Annotated in this window: 13 protein-coding genes; 7 read left to right on the forward strand and 6 right to left on the reverse strand. The window is 69.5% G+C overall.

Annotation, left to right across the window (positions count from 1 at the left end; translation table 11 throughout):
• The first annotated feature begins 14 nt into the window (after positions 1-14).
• The gene (locus tag VPH61_RS15910; RefSeq protein WP_332064490.1) at positions 15-1,148 is read left to right on the forward strand and encodes a glycosyltransferase family 4 protein; all 1,134 of its coding nucleotides are present in this window, start codon (positions 15-17) and stop codon (positions 1,146-1,148) included.
• Here the strand turns inward: VPH61_RS15910 and VPH61_RS15915 are convergent.
• From VPH61_RS15915 to VPH61_RS15935, 5 genes are all read right to left on the reverse strand, one after another.
• Positions 1,145-2,125, reverse strand: coding sequence for a GDP-mannose 4,6-dehydratase (locus tag VPH61_RS15915; RefSeq protein ID WP_332064491.1), 981 nt, complete (start codon positions 2,123-2,125; stop codon positions 1,145-1,147). The two genes, VPH61_RS15910 and VPH61_RS15915, sit on opposite strands and share 4 nt — an antisense overlap.
• 4 nt (positions 2,126-2,129) lie before the next feature.
• Positions 2,130-3,110 carry a GDP-mannose 4,6-dehydratase gene (locus tag VPH61_RS15920; RefSeq protein WP_332064492.1) on the reverse strand — a complete coding sequence of 327 codons (981 nt, stop codon included), beginning with the start codon at positions 3,108-3,110 and terminating at the stop codon, positions 2,130-2,132.
• A 123-nt stretch (positions 3,111-3,233) separates the two neighbouring features.
• Complete coding sequence (locus tag VPH61_RS15925; RefSeq protein WP_332064493.1) at positions 3,234-4,496, reverse strand: acyltransferase family protein; 1,263 nt, start codon at positions 4,494-4,496, stop codon at positions 3,234-3,236.
• Positions 4,497-4,612: 116 nt separating this feature from the next.
• Positions 4,613-5,881: an O-antigen ligase family protein gene (locus VPH61_RS15930; protein ID WP_332064494.1), complete on the reverse strand. Its 1,269-nt coding sequence runs from the start codon at positions 5,879-5,881 to the stop codon at positions 4,613-4,615.
• Entirely contained in the window at positions 5,878-7,239 is a 1,362-nt protein-coding gene (locus tag VPH61_RS15935) for an O-antigen ligase family protein (RefSeq protein ID WP_332064495.1), read from the reverse strand. The genes VPH61_RS15930 and VPH61_RS15935 overlap by 4 nt, the downstream gene beginning before the upstream one ends.
• 129 nt (positions 7,240-7,368) lie before the next feature.
• Here VPH61_RS15935 and manA point away from each other — a divergent pair, with 129 nt between their 5' ends.
• Entirely contained in the window at positions 7,369-8,625 is a 1,257-nt protein-coding gene (gene manA, locus VPH61_RS15940; RefSeq protein ID WP_332064496.1) for a mannose-6-phosphate isomerase, class I, read from the forward strand.
• Between the two features lie 20 nt (positions 8,626-8,645).
• Here the strand turns inward: manA and VPH61_RS15945 are convergent, their stop codons facing one another.
• Complete coding sequence (locus VPH61_RS15945) at positions 8,646-9,602, reverse strand: GlxA family transcriptional regulator (protein WP_332064497.1); 957 nt, start codon at positions 9,600-9,602, stop codon at positions 8,646-8,648.
• An 84-nt stretch (positions 9,603-9,686) separates the two neighbouring features.
• Between VPH61_RS15945 and VPH61_RS15950 the strand changes: the two genes are divergently transcribed.
• The 5 genes from VPH61_RS15950 to VPH61_RS15970 all read left to right on the forward strand — a co-directional run bounded on the left by VPH61_RS15950 (position 9,687) and on the right by VPH61_RS15970 (position 16,070).
• A complete protein-coding gene (locus VPH61_RS15950) occupies positions 9,687-9,836 on the forward strand; it encodes a hypothetical protein (RefSeq protein WP_332064498.1) in 150 nt (49 codons plus the stop codon).
• Between the two features lie 86 nt (positions 9,837-9,922).
• Positions 9,923-10,891: a UDP-glucose 4-epimerase GalE gene (gene galE / locus VPH61_RS15955; RefSeq protein WP_332064499.1), complete on the forward strand. Its 969-nt coding sequence runs from the start codon at positions 9,923-9,925 to the stop codon at positions 10,889-10,891.
• Positions 10,892-11,045: 154 nt separating this feature from the next.
• Positions 11,046-11,366, forward strand: coding sequence for a WhiB family transcriptional regulator (locus VPH61_RS15960; protein ID WP_082571351.1), 321 nt, complete (start codon positions 11,046-11,048; stop codon positions 11,364-11,366).
• A gap of 152 nt (positions 11,367-11,518) precedes the next feature.
• Positions 11,519-14,608 (forward strand): glycosyltransferase family 2 protein, encoded by a 3,090-nt coding sequence (locus VPH61_RS15965; RefSeq protein WP_332064500.1) that lies wholly within the window; start codon positions 11,519-11,521, stop codon positions 14,606-14,608.
• Entirely contained in the window at positions 14,598-16,070 is a 1,473-nt protein-coding gene (locus VPH61_RS15970) for a DUF5719 family protein (RefSeq protein WP_332064501.1), read from the forward strand. Before VPH61_RS15965 ends, VPH61_RS15970 begins: the two co-directional genes overlap by 11 nt.
• Positions 16,071-16,090: the final 20 nt, after the last annotated feature.

A 16,090-nucleotide genomic window follows, 5' to 3' on the forward strand; every position in this document is an offset into this window, starting at 1 on the left:
GAGGAGTTGAGACAATGAACGATGTGACTCCTTCGCCGACCAACGCATCCCTTCGCCCTCGCGTGGCCATCGCCCTGCTGACGTTGTATCCAGGGGGTCATGGGGGCGGCGAGGTGTACGCCAAGGAGACGGTCGCGCGACTCGCGCGCGACCCCCGGGTCGATGTGCGTGTGCATCTGCCTCGCAACGCCGCAGGCTGGAATGGCGGCGTAGCGGAAGAGCTCGCTCCCGTCACCTCGAGCGCCTCGGGTCTGCGACGACTCCTCGGCATGGCGCGTGTCGTGCTCCAGTCGTCTGCGCTTCGGCGATCGATGCGCGGAGCGAGCATCGTGCACTATCCGTTGACGGTACCGATCCCGTCATCGCTCCGCTCGCAGACGAGTATCGTCTCCATCGCCGACACCCAGCACCTCGACCTCCCCGAACTCTTCCACCCGTTCGAGCGGCTGTTCCGCAGATTCGCCTACGACCGTGCGGCGCGACGCGCCGACGCCGTCGTGACGATCAGCGAGTTCACCAAGGCGCGTCTCGTGCACCATCTCGGAATCGCTCCAGACCGGATCACCGTCGCGCACCTCGGCTACGACCCCGTCGATTTCGCACCGAACCTCGGCGAACGCGGGGACTTCCTCTTCTACCCCGCGCGCGCGTGGCGCCACAAGAACCACGAGCGACTCTTCGCTGCGTTCGCGCTCGTGCGGGAGCGGCATCCTGACATGCGGCTCGTGCTCAGCGGTGGCGACCTCGACAAGCTCGGTGATCTGCCGCAAGGAGTGGAGTGGGCCGGTCACGTCTCACGGGAGGAACTCGGCGTACTGTATCGCAGCGCGGCGGCGCTTGTGTTCCCGAGCCTGTACGAAGGGTTCGGGCTGCCGCCCCTCGAGGCCATGGCAGCAGGGTGCCCGGTCGCGGCGTCGGCATCCGGATCAATTCCGGAGATATGCGCAGACGCCGCCGTGTACTTCGATCCGGAAGACCCGACGTCGATCGCCGACGGCGTCGATGAAGCACTTCGACTCGGTTCGGAGCTCGGCGCACGTGGTGTCGAGCGAGCCGCGACCTTCACTTGGGAGCACTGCAGCGACGTGCACCGTGCACTGTACGAACGCCTCGCCCGTTCCACGCACGAGGCCACGCCGGCCGGTTAACTCCCGGTCGGGAGATCGATTCGCGCGAGTTCGAGGTCGTGACGAACCATCCGGCGCACGAGTTCGTCGAATCCGACAGTCGGCCTCCACCCGAGTTTGCGGGCGATCCTGGCGGGATCCCCTCGCAGCTCGGCCGCATCGGTCGGTCGGATGAACCGGGGGTCGGTCTCGACGAAGGGACGCCAATCGCCGATGCCCGCTTCGTCGAAGGCGACGTTGAGGAAGTCCTCGATCGAGTGCGAGGTCCCGGTGGCCACGACGTAGTCATCTGGTCGGTCCGCTTCGGCGATGCGGACGAGCGCGTCGACATAGTCGGGTGCCCACCCCCAGTCGCGTCGAACGGACAGGTCACCGAGCACGAGTCGGTCCTGTGTGCCTGCTGCGATCGCGGCGGCCGAATACGTGATCTTGCGAGTCACGAAGCCGACCGGCCGCCGTGGCGACTCGTGGTTGTAGAGAATCGCGGATGCGGCGTGCAGGCCGCGACGCCGATAGACGTCGACGAGGTGGGCAGCATAGGACTTTGCCGCCCCGTAGGGGTTGATAGGAGCGATCGGGGTCCGCTCGTCCTGCGGGACCACCGCCGTGCCGGCGAAGATCTCGGCGCTCGAGGCCTGCACGACTCGAACGTCGCCGGCACCCGCCTCACGGAGCCGCCAAGCGGCTTCGAGGATGACACCGACGGCGGTGCCGGTGACGGCGGACGTGGCGAGTGGATCTGACCACGAGGCCGCGACCGAGCTGATCCCGCCGAGGTTGTAGATGATCTGGGGTGCGGCCGCGTCGATCGCCCGGTGCAGTGTCGCCGGGTCAGCGAGGTCCCCGACGTGCTCGACGACTGCGGCGGGGATCGCCGTGGTCTCGGGCTCGGTCTGACGGCGAACCAGGGCGTGGACCTCGACGCCGTCGGCGAGGAGGCGCTCGACGAGGTAGCTGCCATCCTGCCCGGTCGCGCCGGTGACGAATGCGCGAACCATGATGTCAGCGGGCTCGGGACTGCTCGGCCAGATCGGATTCGACCATCATGGTGACGAGTTGCTCGAAGGTGACCGTCGGCTTCCACCCGAGCGTCTCGCGAGCCTTGGTGGAGTCTCCGATCAGCAGATCGACCTCGGCCGGGCGCATGAACTGCGGATCCTGTCGCACGTAGGGAGTCCAGTCGTCGATGCCTCCGGCGGCGAATGCGACATCGAGCAGTTCGCCGATCGAGTGGGTCTCCCCGGTTGAGATGACGAAGTCATCGCCCACCGGCTGCTGCAGCATGAGCCACATCGCCTCGACGTAGTCGCCAGCGAAGCCCCAGTCCCGCTTGGCATCGAGGTTGCCCATCACGAGTTCCTGCTGCAGGCCGAGCTTGATTCGAGCGACGGCCTGCGAGACCTTGCGAGTGACGAACTCTGGTCCGCGCCGCGGCGATTCGTGGTTGAAAAGCACGCCGCTGGAGGCGTGCATGCCGTACGACTCACGGTAGTTGATGGTCATGTAATGCCCGTAGGTCTTCGCGACGCCGTAGGGAGACCGCGGCCAGAGCAGAGTGGACTCGCTCTGGGGGACGTGCTGCACCTTTCCGAACATCTCGGATGAGGAGGCTTGGTAGAAGCGCACGCGTTCGATGTCGTCACCCGCGTAGAGCCTGGTGGCTTCGAGGATGTTCAGCACTCCCTTGCCGGTGACGTCGGTCGTCAGAGCGGCGTTCTCCCAGGAGTATGCGACGAAGGAGATCGCACCGAGATTGTAGACCTCGTCGGGCTGCGCGATCGACAGCACCCGTACGAGGCTCGACACATCAGTCAGGTCTCCGGTCAGCAGCGTGACGCCGGGAACCGTGGATCGAACGAGATCGAGCTTCGGGTTGTTCTGTCCTCGGATGAGCCCGAAGACCTCGTACCCCTTGGCGAGGAGGAGCTCGGCCAAGTACAAGCCGTCCTGGCCGGTGATTCCTGTGACGAGTGCGCGTGGCATTCTCGCTCCTTCTGTTCTGGTGGGGTGTTGGTGCTCGGGCTTCGGGCTGCAGACCACTCCGACGTCGGCCTCCGCGGTCCCGACGGTCACTCTATCAACGTGGTCGGACCGGGGTGGGGTGCTTCAGGCAGTGGGATCGCTCGCCGACGGCAGGGGCACGGACCCGCGCCGCTCAGCAGCGTCGATGGGCGGTGCCGGCTGGGCGACGGGTTCGCTCGACCTTGATCGTGCCTTCGGCCACCGCCTCTCGAAGAAGCGGTTCATCGCCTCACGCGCGGGAGTCTCGAACCATTTCCAGGTGACCCACGACGCCGCGTAGACACCGACGAGCGCGCCGACGGCGTACACCGGAAGCCAATCGCTGCGAATCGAAGGGTAGAAGTACAGCATCATGAACCCGTACGCGAAGAGTGGGAAGTGCAGCATGTACAGGGAGTACGACGCGTAACCCGCCACTTGGAAACTTCGGGTCGAGAACAGTCGGACGATCGGTCCACGGGGGGCGGCGAGCGCCCAGACCCAGACGAGGAGGAGCACGGTGATGTAGTCGACGAATCCCGTGTAGCAGGCCACGATGACGAGTATCGGAGCGAGGACCTGCACCGAGTAGGCGAGGGGGAGCCACCGCTTGGGGCGCCCGGCGATGCGGAGCAGCATGCCCGCCGTGAACGTCAGGAGCAGATCGACCAGCCACCGGTACGGAAATTCGATGACGGAGACGTCGATGAAGATGGCGAGGCCGATCGCGGGGACGAGGCACAGCACGCGAGCGGCCGACTGCGGGATGCGGGCGGCGAGGAGGATGGCGAGCAGAATGGGGAACGCGACATACGCCGCCATCTCCGCGGGGAGGGACCATGCAGGGTTGTTCCAGCCGTACGTCACGTGCGCGCCGTCGAGTCCCGACACCATGAAGGCGCTCTTGAACCAACCGCCGGCCGAGTACCAATCAGGAATCGGGGCGCCCCAGTTGCCGTTCGCGCTCATTCCCCACCAGATGGCAGGCGTGACGAGAATCAGGCTCAGGACGTTCACGGGCCAGAGCCGGGCGTATCGCCTCCAGAGGAAGCGGATCGGCGGACGCGGCCCTGCCAGCAACCGCGGCGAACCGTAGTTGTGCCAGATGATGTAGCCCGAGAGGATGAAGAAGAGGGGCACGCCGTACGAGCCGACGCCGAGGACAGGTTCCAAGACACGCAATCCCGGCCAGGCCTCGTAGAGCGTCGCCTGGAAATGGAAGAGGACGACCCACGCGGCACCGACGATCCTGAGCCCCGTCAAGGCGGGGATCGGCTCCGGTCGACCGCCAGCTTCTCCGCTCACGATGCCTTCGTCAGGTCGCTTGGCCGGCAATTGCGCGCCGGTGTTCCGCTGGGTGGTGGTCATCCTCGTACAATCGTTCCGATGGGTGGGTAGCCTGACGTAGCTTACCGTCCGGGCGGCGACGCGGTCGCCGGTACCGGGCCAGTCGCGGATCGGCAGGTGACAGAGAGTGTTCGCGGTCAGACCCGAGCTCGCTCGAGCGCGTCCCGCCAGCTCATATCCCGCGCCGCCTTCACCGCGCACACCACGAGCAGCATCCAACCGCCCTCCACGAGCGCGAAGCTCTCGGCGAACGAGGTCACCGCGATCGCGACGAGCATGAGGGCCGGCCAGACATACACCACGCTCCGCCGGGTCGAGGCGAGCAGCCATGCGCGCACCAGGGCGACCCCGAGCAGGGCGACGAAGAGCAGGGCTCCGATCACGCCGACCTGGAAGTAGGCGTCGATGTACGCGTTCAGACCGGAGCCGTGGGCCCGGCCTGTCGCGAGTTCGATCCACGTGTACGGGGGCGCGTCGGGCCACGGTCCAACCCAGCCCCAGCCCTGCAACGGGTTGAGGTTCAGATAGCGCGACATCTCGCGCCAGAGCTCGAGGCGAACGTCGAACTCGTCGCGCGCATCGATGAGCTCGATGATGCGGATGCGGAAGATCCAGGCTGTGACGATCGCTACGACGCCGGTGACGAGCAACGCGATCTGCCACCGCCACCTGGTAGGCGCCGAGGCCCGGCGGAGTCCGTACAGCGCGAGAAGTGCCACGAGCGCCGCGCCGAGGGCGAACCAGGTCGTGGGCGACCCGGAGAGCACGAGGCACAAGCCGGCGAGCGTGAGCGACAGGACGGCGCGGGTGCGTTGCACGATCTTCATTCGCCATTCCACGAGGAACGTGAGCAGCGCGATGAGGGCGACGAAGCCCAGCATGTTGCGCGAACCGAAGATGCCCTGGATCGGCCCCAGCTGGGCGATGGCGCCCTGGATGCCGAGCACGCGGATCGGCACGTCGAGGATGATGCCCGACAGCACTTCGAGCGCGAGCGAGGCACCGAGCAGGGCACGCATCACGTCGCCGAACGCCCGCACGATCTGGATGGTGTCGCGCATCAGCGCGATGTACACGCCGATGAAGGCGAACGCGATGAGGTAGCCGACGCGAGCGACCGCCGTCAGCGCAGGGAGGCTGCTCCAGAGCACCGAGGCCGCGCACCAGCCGATGAACACGAGGATCGTGAGAGGCAGGATGCCGTACCACTCGACGGCGCGCCAGCGCGCGACGAGTGACAGGGCGCAGAGCACGACGAGTCCGGCGATGGCGGCGATGAGACCCGCCGTGCCGATGATGCTGCGCACGGCATGCGTCGAGAACGCGAGTCCCACCGCGAGCAGCGTCAGGGCCTGGGCGAAGCGTGCAGAACCGGCGAACGCGCGGAGCGCGACGCTCAAGCTCATCGAGCGACCCCGGGTGGCGGCATCCGCGATGCCGGCACCGGCACGGGCTCGGCAGGCAGCGGTTCGTGCTCCCACTGGCGGCGCTTGGTCGACCAGGCGATCGCGATGAGCAGGAGCCATCCGCTCTCGATCAGGAGCCGACTCTCGGCGAAGCTCTGCCCGATGAGTGCGACGAGCAGGAGGAGCGGCACGAGCGCTGCCGCGGAATGGGGGAGCGGGCGCCCCGCGGCATCCATCGGCCGGTCGACGGCGAGGAACCACGAGCGCCAGAGTGCGCCGATCACGATCGAGGCGAACGCGATCACCCCGATGATGCCGAGTTGCATCCAGACGTCGAGCCAGGCGTTGTGCGCCTGCAGATACGTGACGCCCTTGCGCACGGCCAGCCCCTCGAAGGGCTCGACCCACGGCACCCAGTAGCCCACCCAGCCCCACCCGAACCACGGCCGTTCGGACGCGAGTCCGATGACCGAGTTCCAGATGTCGAACCGGCCGGTGAGGTCTTCGCTCTTGCCGAAGAGGTCGAGGAGTCGGTCCCACAGACCGATCAGCAGGGCGACGGATGTCACGAGCGCCGCGCCGGCCGTCCAGTACACGCCGCGGCGACGGTCGGGTCCGACCCTTCGAGCCCAGAGCGCGAAGCCGAGGGCGACGAGCACGATGACTGCGACGAGGATGACGGTCGCCGACCGGGTGAGTGCGAAGACGACGCCGGCGACGACGATCCAGGTGATGCCCGAGGCGCGCCGTACGCTGCCGGCCGCGAGCATGGCGCCGAACACGATGAGGCCGAGCAGGGCCGCCATCGCGAGCAGGTTGCGGCTCGCGACGATGCCCTCGATCGGCCCCCCGTCGAAGAGCAGGCCGCGCGACCAGTAGAAGGCCATCGGCAGCTTCTCGCCGGTGACCTCGAAATCGGGGAAGTTCGGCAGCACCGGCCCGCCGACGAAGATCGCGACCCAGAGCTCGAAGGCGAGGGACAGGCCGAGCACCCACTTGAGCGCGCCGCCGAGACAGCGCACGATCTGGGTCCAGTTCAGGCACAGCACGAGGGCGACGGCGGTGAAGGTCGTCGCGAGGGTGATGGCCACACCGAGAGCGGATGCCCCGGGGTAGAACGACCACGCGATCGAGGCCGTCGCGAGCAATACGAAGACGAGGGTCGACTTCGGCACGCGGCGCCAGATCCACGTCGGCCTGACCTGCACGACCAAGGCGATGGCGCCGATCAGCACGACGGCCGCGATGATGCCGAACCCCCACCAGCCGAGGAGATTGCGCCAGAACTGGCCCGCGAGCACCGTGAACAACGCGAACGTCGCGTACGCCGTGATCCAGCGTCGTCGATCGATGCTCATGGGGTACAGGCTATCGCGGGCGTCGTTGCGAACAGATGACAGATGTCGATGCACCGGAGACCGGTCCCGAAGAACATCTCGACGCGCGTTGGTAGCTTTGAGGCACACCGTCGAGAGGACCTCCCGAGCATGTTCGTAGCCATCGGCAACACCCCGCGCGACTACGCGTGGGGCTCCACGACGGCGATCGCGACGTTCCGCGGGTCCGCGGCATCCGGTGCGCCCGAGGCCGAGCTGTGGCTCGGCGCCCACCCGGGTTCTCCGGCGAAGGTGCTCGACGCGTCATCCGTCGGTCATGCCGACCTCGCATCGTGGATCGAGGCCGCCCCCGAGCAGGCGCTCGGCGCCGAACTCGCCGCACAGGGCGCACGACTGCCGTTTCTCTTGAAGGTGCTGGCTGCGGCCGCGCCCCTGTCGCTTCAGGCGCACCCCACGCCCGAGCAGGCGCGCGCCGGGTTCGCCCGCGAAGAGGCCGACGGCGTGCCGCTCACGGCATACGACCGCAACTTCAAGGACGAGTTCCACAAGCCAGAGCTCATCGTCGCCGTGAGCGACACCTTCGACGCGCTCTCGGGCTTCCGCCCGCTGGAAGAGGTGCGCGGCGTACTCGAGGTGCTTCGGGCAGCGGATGCCGCGGCGCCCGAGCCCGACCCGGGAGCCCTCGACCTGCTCGAATCCCACCTGTCGGGAGAACAGCCACTTCGTGACACCGTCGAATGGCTGTTGCGCGACGGCCGTGGCGGCGACACCGGCGAAGCATCGTGGGTGGTCGATCGGGTCACGGCGCTCGCCGCATCGCGTACGGCTCTCGACTCGCCCTTTGCGCTCTCGCTCGAGACCGTCGGCGAGCTCGCCGAGTCGTACCCCGGCGATCCGGGGGTCGTCATCTCGCTGCTGCTCAACCGTGTGCGCCTCGTGCGCGGCGAGGCGCTCTACCTCGCCGCCGGCAACATCCACGCCTACCTCGACGGCCTCGGCATCGAGCTCATGGCCGCGAGCGACAACGTGCTGCGGGGCGGTCTCACGCCGAAGCACATCGATGTCACCGAGCTCCTCGACGTGCTCGACTTCACGCCGATCGCTGCGCCGTACCTCGCGCCGGTCGAGATGTCGCCAGGGGTCGCGGTCTTCCGTCCCGACGTGCCCGACTTCGAGTTGTACCGCGTTGAGCCGAGAGGCGGCGGAATCGGAACCGCGCATGTCGCGCTCACCGGGCCGGCGATCGTGGTCGTCGAAGGCGACGGCGTCACGATCGGCGGGAGCTCAGGAGCATCCGTCGCACTCGGTCGCGGAGAATCCGCGTACATCACGCCCGACGAAGGCGAACTCGACGTCTCGGGCCCCGGAGTCGCCTGGATCGCGACGACGGGGACTTCCTCTCCCTGAACTCGTCGACGAGGCGCCGTCTACGAGGCGACCCGCATGCCGAAGAGCCGGCGATAGGCGGTCGGCGTCGTCTGCAGCACCTTCACGAAGTGGTGCCGCATGACGGCGGCGGCGCCGAAGCCCGTGTCGCGGGCGATCTCCTCGAGCGTGTACGAGGTCTCCTCGAGCAGCTGCTGAGCGCGCAGCAGCCGCTGGCGGTTGAGCCACGCGTTCGGCGTCGTGCCGGTCTCGGCCCGGAACCGGCGTGCGAAGGTGCGCGGCGACATGAGGGCCTTGCGAGCGAGGAGGTCGACCGTGAGGTCTTCGTCGAGGTGCTCGACCATCCACTCGGTGATCTTGGCGAACGAGTCGCTCCGGCACTCCGCGACCGGGGTCTGGATGAACTGGGACTGACCGCCGTCGCGCTGCGGCGGCACGACCATGCGCCGCGCGATCATGTTGGCGGCACTCGCGCCGAGTTCGGTGCGCACGATGTGGAGGGCCGCGTCGATGCCGGCGGCGGTGCCCGCGCCCGTGACGACCTTGTCGTCCTGCACGAAGAGCACGTCGGCGTCGACGTCGGCCTTCGGGAACATCGCGGCGAGCCGCTCCGTGTACATCCAGTGCGTCGTGGCGCGGCGGCCGTCGAGGACGCCGGCCCGCCCGAGCGTGAAGGCCCCGGAGCATACGGAGAGCACCCAGGCGCCGCGTGCGACGGCGTCGCGGAGCACCTCGGAGACCCGTTCGTCGACGGGCTCGTCGATGAGCGCGGCCGGCACGGCGACGAGGTCGGCGGTGCGGGCGAAGTCGAGGCCCTCGTGCACGATGATGTCGAAGCCGAGCTTCGTGGGGATGGGACCGGGGTCGGCCGCGACGACGTGGAAGTCGAAGGTCGGGCCGCCGGTGTCGCTGCGGTCGATGCCGAACACCTCGCAGAGCACGCCGAACTCGAACGGCGCCATCTGCGGCAGGGCGACGCAGGCGATGGTCTTGAGCACGGCGGCCTCCATTGGCAGGAATCGATCGTTTGATGTCCACTCTGCCACTTCCGGCAGGATCTCTCAAGTCATAGATTTACTGCCATGACCACGATCATCTTCCTCGTCCTCGCGGGACTCGCCATCTGGGGCGTGCTCGCCACCGTGCTCCGCCTCGACACGGATGGCTACGGTCGTCCCGAGATCCGCGACCGCACCCGTCACGCCGAGCACCAGCCCACGCGCACCGCCTAAGCAGCTGATCGCTGGGAACGCGGTCGACCTCGCGACCCGGATACGATCGACTCCGGCGGGGAGGCACCCTGCCGGAAGGTGGGAACATGAGCTGGCTGGTCACCGGGGGAGCGGGCTACATCGGCGCGCACGTCGTGCGCGCATTCGAGGCCCAGGGCATCGGGGCGGTCGTGCTCGACGACCTGTCCTCGGGAAAGACCGACTTCGTTCCCAACGGGACTCCGTTCGTCCACGGCAGCATCCTCGACGGCGCCGCGATCGAGCGCACCATCGAAGAGCACGGGGTCACGGGCGTCGTGCACCTCGCCGGCTTCAAGTACGCGGGGGTCTCGGTCGAGCGCCCGCTGCACACCTACCGTCAGAACGTGACCGGCACCACGACGCTGCTCGCGGCGATGGAATCGAAGGGCGTCGATCGCGTCGTCTTCTCGTCGAGTGCGGCCGTCTACGGCACGCCCGACGTCGACCTCGTGACCGAGGCGACGGCCAAGCACCCCGAGTCGCCGTACGGCGAGTCCAAGCTCATCGGCGAGTGGCTGCTGGCCGACCAGGCGAAGGCCGCGGGCCTGCGCCACACGAGCCTGCGCTACTTCAACGTCGTCGGCTCCGGCACGCCCGAGGTCTACGACGTGAGCCCGCACAACCTCTTCCCGCTCGTCTTCGACGCGCTGCTTGCCGGGCGTACACCGCGCATCAACGGCGGCGACTACCCGACCCCTGACGGCACCTGCGTCCGCGACTACATCCATGTCGCCGATCTCGCAGCGGCCCACGTCGTCGCAGCGCGTCGCCTCGACGCCGGTGACCCCCTCGAGCCCGTCTACAACCTCGGCTCCGGTGACGGCGTCTCGGTCGGCGAGATCATGAGCGCCGTCGCCGAGGTGACGGGCATCGCGTTCACGCCCGAGGTCGGGCCGCGCCGCGGCGGTGACCCCGCCCGCATCGTCGCCTCGGGTGAACTGGCCGCTCGCGACCTCGACTGGCGGATGCGGCACACGCTCACCGCGATGGTCGAGAGTGCATGGCAGGCTCGCCGCGCGGCATCCGATTCATAACGTCTGCTCAACGTCCCGGCGTGTCGAGACGGTCATCAAGCCTCGACGGCTGCATGAGGGTTTACGATCTGCGACTTGACTCACGGGAATTACACCGGTGTAATTGGTCGTGACACACCCTCTGGGTGGTCGGTACAACTGGGTGGGAGACGATATGAGCAATCCTGAATATCGTTCTGGAGTACCTGACGATTGGTTCATCGATCCTGTCAGGCTGGGCGTTCCGGGGGTTCGCGCGGTATCAGACGATGACAATCCGTTGGCCTGGCAGAGCGACGCGCTGTGCGCGCAAACCGATCCCGAGGCGTTCTTCCCCGAAAAGGGCGGATCGACGCGGGACGCGAAGAAGATCTGCACCGGATGCGAGGTGCGCAATCAGTGCCTCGAGTACGCGCTCGGCAATGACGAGCGGTTCGGCATCTGGGGCGGGCTGAGCGAGCGGGAGCGGCGCAAGCTCCGCAAACGAGCGGTCTGAGTCGCGGAGCTCGCCACGGCGAGCTCCGCGCCCGCGCCCGCCGGCATTCCCACGATGCGTTTCGAGAAGGCCGCTCGATATTCGTCGCGATTTTCGTGGCGCGCCCGGGGCGGTGACGGATGTCGCGTGGCGAGCCGCCTAGGCTGACCCCGATGTTCCCCAGAGTCACCGCCGTCCTCGTCGCACATCACGGTGGCGACCACCTCAGGCATTCCCTCGAAGCGATTCGGGCCCAGCGCCGGGCTCCCGATGCCCTCGTCATCGTGCTGACCGAGGCCGACGCCGAAGCGCGCGAGATCGCCGCAGCGTCATCGCCGACCCACATCGTGGAGCTCTCGCAGCGACTCTCCTTCGGCGAGGCGGTGCGCGCCGCGGATCGGGTGCTCGACGCCCCGGCGTCGGACGCGGATGCGCTGTGGCTCCTCGCGGAGGACACCGCGCCGGCCCCCGAAGCGCTGGAGCGCCTGGTCGCGACCCTCGAGACGGCGAAGTCCGTGGCCATCGCCGGACCCAAGCTCCGCGAATGGGACGACCCCGATCGCATCGCGACGTTCGGCCGGACGATCACCCGCTTCGGGCGTAGCGTCGCACTGGTGTCGGGCGAGCTCGACCAGGGCCAGCACGACGGGCTCAGCGACGTGCTCGGCCTCGATCCCGCCGCGATCCTCGTCCGCCATGCCGTCTGGCGTGCGCTCGACGGATTCGACCCGGGGCTGCCCACGGTCGATGACGCCCTCGACTTCTCGATCCGGGCGCGGCTGGCCGGCCACCGTGTCTCCGTGGTGCCGGACGCCCACGTGCTGTTCGCCGGCGACGGCGTCGTCGGGCCGCCCGCCGACCCGCGCTCCAAGGCCGCGAGGCGGCGCACTCGCGCGGCACGTGCCGCGGCGCTCCACCGCCGACTCGTGTACGCGCCCGCGGTCGCCGTTCCCGTGCATTGGCTGAGCTTCCTGCCGCTCGCGATCATTCGATCCATCCGGTTGCTGCTCGTCAAGTCGCCCGGTGCGATCATCGGCGAGTTCGCGGCGGCGCTCGGCACGATGTTCTCGGGCATGCGCGTCGCGCGCGCCCGTCGGCAGTTGAAGGCCGCGCGAACGACCGGCTGGTCGGCGATCGCTCCGCTCCGGATGCAGCCCGACGAGGTGCGCCGGCGTCGACAGCACGCCACCGAAGAACGACGCGCTCGCGTCAGGGGCCGGAAGCACGAACTGCAGTTCATCGGCACCGGCGGCGGCTGGGTGCTGCTCGTCTCCGTCGTGGCGAGCGTCGCTCTCTTCTCCTGGCTCCTCGGCGCCGGCGGACTCAGCGGCGGAGGTATCCTCCCGCTCTCCAGCGGACTCGTCGAGCTGTGGCACAACGCCGCCTACGGCTGGCGCGACATCGGCGCCGGCTTCGTCGGTGCCGCCGATCCGTTCGCGGGCGTGCTCGCCGTGCTCGGGTCGATCGCCTTCTGGGCGCCCTCGTTCGCGCTCGTGCTGCTCTGGCTCGTCGCCGTGCCCGTCGCGACGCTCGGCGCGTGGTTCGCTGCGTCCCGCCTCACCGAGCGGGGCTCGGTCCGCGCCGTCGCGGCGCTCGTCTGGGGCCTGGCGCCGCCGCTGCTGGTCGCCCTCGGCGACGGTCGCCCCGGCGCCGTGCTCGCCCACATGCTGCTCGGCTGGCTCGCGTTCGCCGTGTTCGGCGCGGCGACCTCGTGGGCCGCGGCGGCGACGGCCTCCCTGCTGTTCGCGGCCGTGATCGCCGCGGCGCCGAGTCTCGCGCCGGCACTGCTCGTGGCGTGGCTCGTCGGCCTCGCCGTCAGTGGGCGCGCCGCGGTGCGCCTCGCGGGGCTGCCGCTGCCGGCCCTCGTGCTGTTCGCGCCGCTCGTGTTCGCCCAATTCGGTCGCGGCACCCCGATCGCGCTGCTCGCCGATCCGGGCCTGCCGCTTCAGAGCGTCGTGCCGTCGACGTGGCAGCTCGCGCTCGGGTTCCCCGGTGCGTCGTGGGGAAGCTGGCCCGAGTTGCTCGGCAGCGGTTCCGCGATCGATCCGAAGCTCGTCGTGACCCTGCTCGTCGTGCCGCTGATCGTCGCCGCACTCGCCGCGGTGCTCGCGCCCGGCATCCGCGGGGCGGCGCTCAGCCTCGGCGTCGCCGCGCTCGGCTTCGCCACCGCGGTCGCGGCGGGACAGGTCGCGGTCGCCGTCGCCGGACCCGTTGCTGTTCAACTCTGGACGGGCGGCGGGCTGAGCCTCGCCTGGCTCGGGCTCGTGCTCGCCGCGGTCATCGCGCTGAGCGCGGTGCATCGAGGCGGTGCGGTGCTCGCGTGGATCGTCGCCGTCACGACGATCGTCGCCGTGGTGCCGACCGGGTTCGCCATCGCGACCGCGTCGACCGCGATCGCACCGGCCGCCGAGCGCACGCTGCCGGCATTCGTCGGCGCCGAGGCCGAAACCGACCCTCGCGTGACCACGCTCCGCATCCAGCCCGAGGCTGACGGCAGCATCAGGTCGACCCTCGAACATGGCATGGGAACGACGCTCGACGAGCAGTCGACGCTCGAGCAGACCCTCGAGGAGATGAGCGAGTCGGAGGAGCAGCTCGCCGAGATCGCGGGCAACCTCGCCTCCCGCAGCGGATTCGATCCGGATGCCGCGATCCGCGAGTTCGGCGTCTCGTTCGTGCTGCTCGCGGCACCCGCCGGAGACGATCGAGAGGCCGAGGCGACCGCGAACCGGGCACGCACGGCGCTCGACGGCAACTCGGCGCTGATCTCGGTCGGCGAGACCGATTTCGGCACGCTGTGGCGGTTCGCCGCAGCCGAGCCCGACGCGCCGGCGGCCCAGATCCCGCCGAACGCCGGCGGCGCGCTGGCCGGACTCATCACGGCCGTGCAGGTCATCGTGCTCGGCGCGACGCTCCTGCTCTCGATTCCGACGGGAGCCGGACGCGAGGCCGACCGGCGCCCCGTGCAGCGCCGCCCGCGCAAGTCCTCGAAGGTGAAGAAGGCGCCCGCCGCCACAGCCGCGGACGACGAGACGGTGACGGATGCGGCGGAGGCGATTCCGTTCGACGCTCCCGACGACACCGTGCCGGATGCCGCGGAGGCACCGTCACCCGACGGCCCCGACGGCCCCGACGGCCCCGACGGGCCCGACGACACCGTGACGGATGCCGCGGAGACACCGCCGTCCGACGAGGAGCCTCCGCCCGCGGCATCCGATGACGAAGAACCGACCGTGACGAAGGGAGACAGCGATGTCCGCTGATCGTGCACGCACCCTGGCCCGCATCGGCGGACGCGCGGCCGGATTCCTCGTCGCGGCCGCCCTCGCCGTGGCGGTGCTGGGCGCCGCCGCCCTCGTGCCGTGGCCGGAGCACCGCGTGACGCCGCCGTCGCTGGAGGTGCAGCCCGCGGAGAGCCGCCAGCAGCGCGTCTGCCCGGGGCCGTTGCTCACGCTCGCCGATGACGCCGCCGCCGCGACGACCGCGTCCTCGATCGGCGAGGCCGACGTGACCGTCGCCGCCGACCCCGACGACGCCGAGATCGCCGAGACCCCGCTGGAGTCACCGGACAACCCCCGCGCCGACCGCGACGGCACGCCCGTCGTGATCGAGGTCGAGCCCGGCACGGTGGATGCCGGCATGATCGCCGGAGCCCAGTCGCAGACGGCCGACACCGAGACGGTCGCGGGCTTCGCTGCCTCGGCCTGCGCTGAGGCGACCGCCGAGTCGTGGCTCGTCGCAGGAGCGACGACGCTCGGCCGCACGAGCCTCGTGACGCTCGCGAACCCCACCGACGTCGCGGCGACGGTCGACGTTCGCGTGTCGGGAGAGACCGGCGCGATCGAGGCGGGTTCGGCACTCGGCCTCATCGTGCCGGCCGGCAGCCAGCGCGTCGTCTCGCTCGCCGGGCTCGCCCCGAACCTGACCTCACCGGTCGTGCACGTCACGAGCACCGGCGGCTCGATCGCCGCGGCGATCGAGCAGTCCTCCGTCGACGGACTCGCCCCCGCCGGGGTCGAGTTCACCGGCCCCTCCGCGATGCCCGCGAACACGCAGATCATCCCCGGGTTCGTCGTGGCGGAGGCCGGCGGCGTCGACCCAGCCGACGACCACGCCGAGGGCGACGCGTTTCCGGCCGTGCGGTTGTTCGCCACGGGCGACGACCCCGTCGACGTGACGATCGGGCTCGTACCCGAAAGCGGTGGCTCCGCCGGCTCCACGATCGAGGCGACCCTGCAGCCCGGCCGCGCGACGGACGTGCCGTTGGGGGTGCTCGACGCCGGCACCTACACCCTGCGGATCGAGGCCGACGGCCCCATCCTGGCGGCCGCCAGGGCCTCGATCACCGCAACGACGGACACCCAGGCGCCGGGATCGGCGGATGCCGCGGCCGCGGGCGACTTCGCCTGGACCGTGTCGACCTCGCCGCTCCTCGAGGATGCGGTCGTCGCCGTGCCTGAAGGGCCGTCGCCGGTCCTCCATCTCGCGAACGAGGGCGAGGATGAGGCCGAGGTGCAGCTCACCATAGACGGCCAGACGCGCGCCGTCACGATCGACGCGGGCTCGGCGGCATCCGTCGAGGTGGACGCAGGCTCGACCGTGCTGCTCGCGGGAGTCGCCGGGGTGCATGCTTCGGTGTCGTTCGCCGATGAGGTGGGGCTCACTTCGTTCGGCGTGCAGCCGCCGGGGCCGCTCGACGCGCCGATCCTCGTATTCCCGCGGTAGCGAGCGAACTCAGCGGTAGC

Source organism: Agromyces sp. CCNWLW203 (genome assembly GCF_036576125.1).
Lineage (GTDB): Bacteria > Actinomycetota > Actinomycetes > Actinomycetales > Microbacteriaceae > Agromyces.

Bases quoted from the DNA above. Each gene is read 5' to 3' on its own strand.
- VPH61_RS15910 (WP_332064490.1), top strand. From the start codon at position 15: ATGAACGATGTGACTCCTTCGCCGACCAACGCATCCCTTCGCCCTCGC.
- VPH61_RS15915 (WP_332064491.1), bottom strand. From the start codon at position 2,125: ATGGTTCGCGCATTCGTCACCGGCGCGACCGGGCAGGATGGCAGCTAC.
- VPH61_RS15920 (WP_332064492.1), bottom strand. From the start codon at position 3,110: ATGCCACGCGCACTCGTCACAGGAATCACCGGCCAGGACGGCTTGTAC.
- VPH61_RS15925 (WP_332064493.1), bottom strand. From the start codon at position 4,496: ATGACCACCACCCAGCGGAACACCGGCGCGCAATTGCCGGCCAAGCGA.
- VPH61_RS15930 (WP_332064494.1), bottom strand. From the start codon at position 5,881: ATGAGCTTGAGCGTCGCGCTCCGCGCGTTCGCCGGTTCTGCACGCTTC.
- VPH61_RS15935 (WP_332064495.1), bottom strand. From the start codon at position 7,239: ATGAGCATCGATCGACGACGCTGGATCACGGCGTACGCGACGTTCGCG.
- manA (WP_332064496.1), top strand. From the start codon at position 7,369: ATGTTCGTAGCCATCGGCAACACCCCGCGCGACTACGCGTGGGGCTCC.
- VPH61_RS15950 (WP_332064498.1), top strand. From the start codon at position 9,687: ATGACCACGATCATCTTCCTCGTCCTCGCGGGACTCGCCATCTGGGGC.
- galE (WP_332064499.1), top strand. From the start codon at position 9,923: ATGAGCTGGCTGGTCACCGGGGGAGCGGGCTACATCGGCGCGCACGTC.
- VPH61_RS15960 (WP_082571351.1), top strand. From the start codon at position 11,046: ATGAGCAATCCTGAATATCGTTCTGGAGTACCTGACGATTGGTTCATC.
- VPH61_RS15965 (WP_332064500.1), top strand. From the start codon at position 11,519: ATGTTCCCCAGAGTCACCGCCGTCCTCGTCGCACATCACGGTGGCGAC.
- VPH61_RS15970 (WP_332064501.1), top strand. From the start codon at position 14,598: ATGTCCGCTGATCGTGCACGCACCCTGGCCCGCATCGGCGGACGCGCG.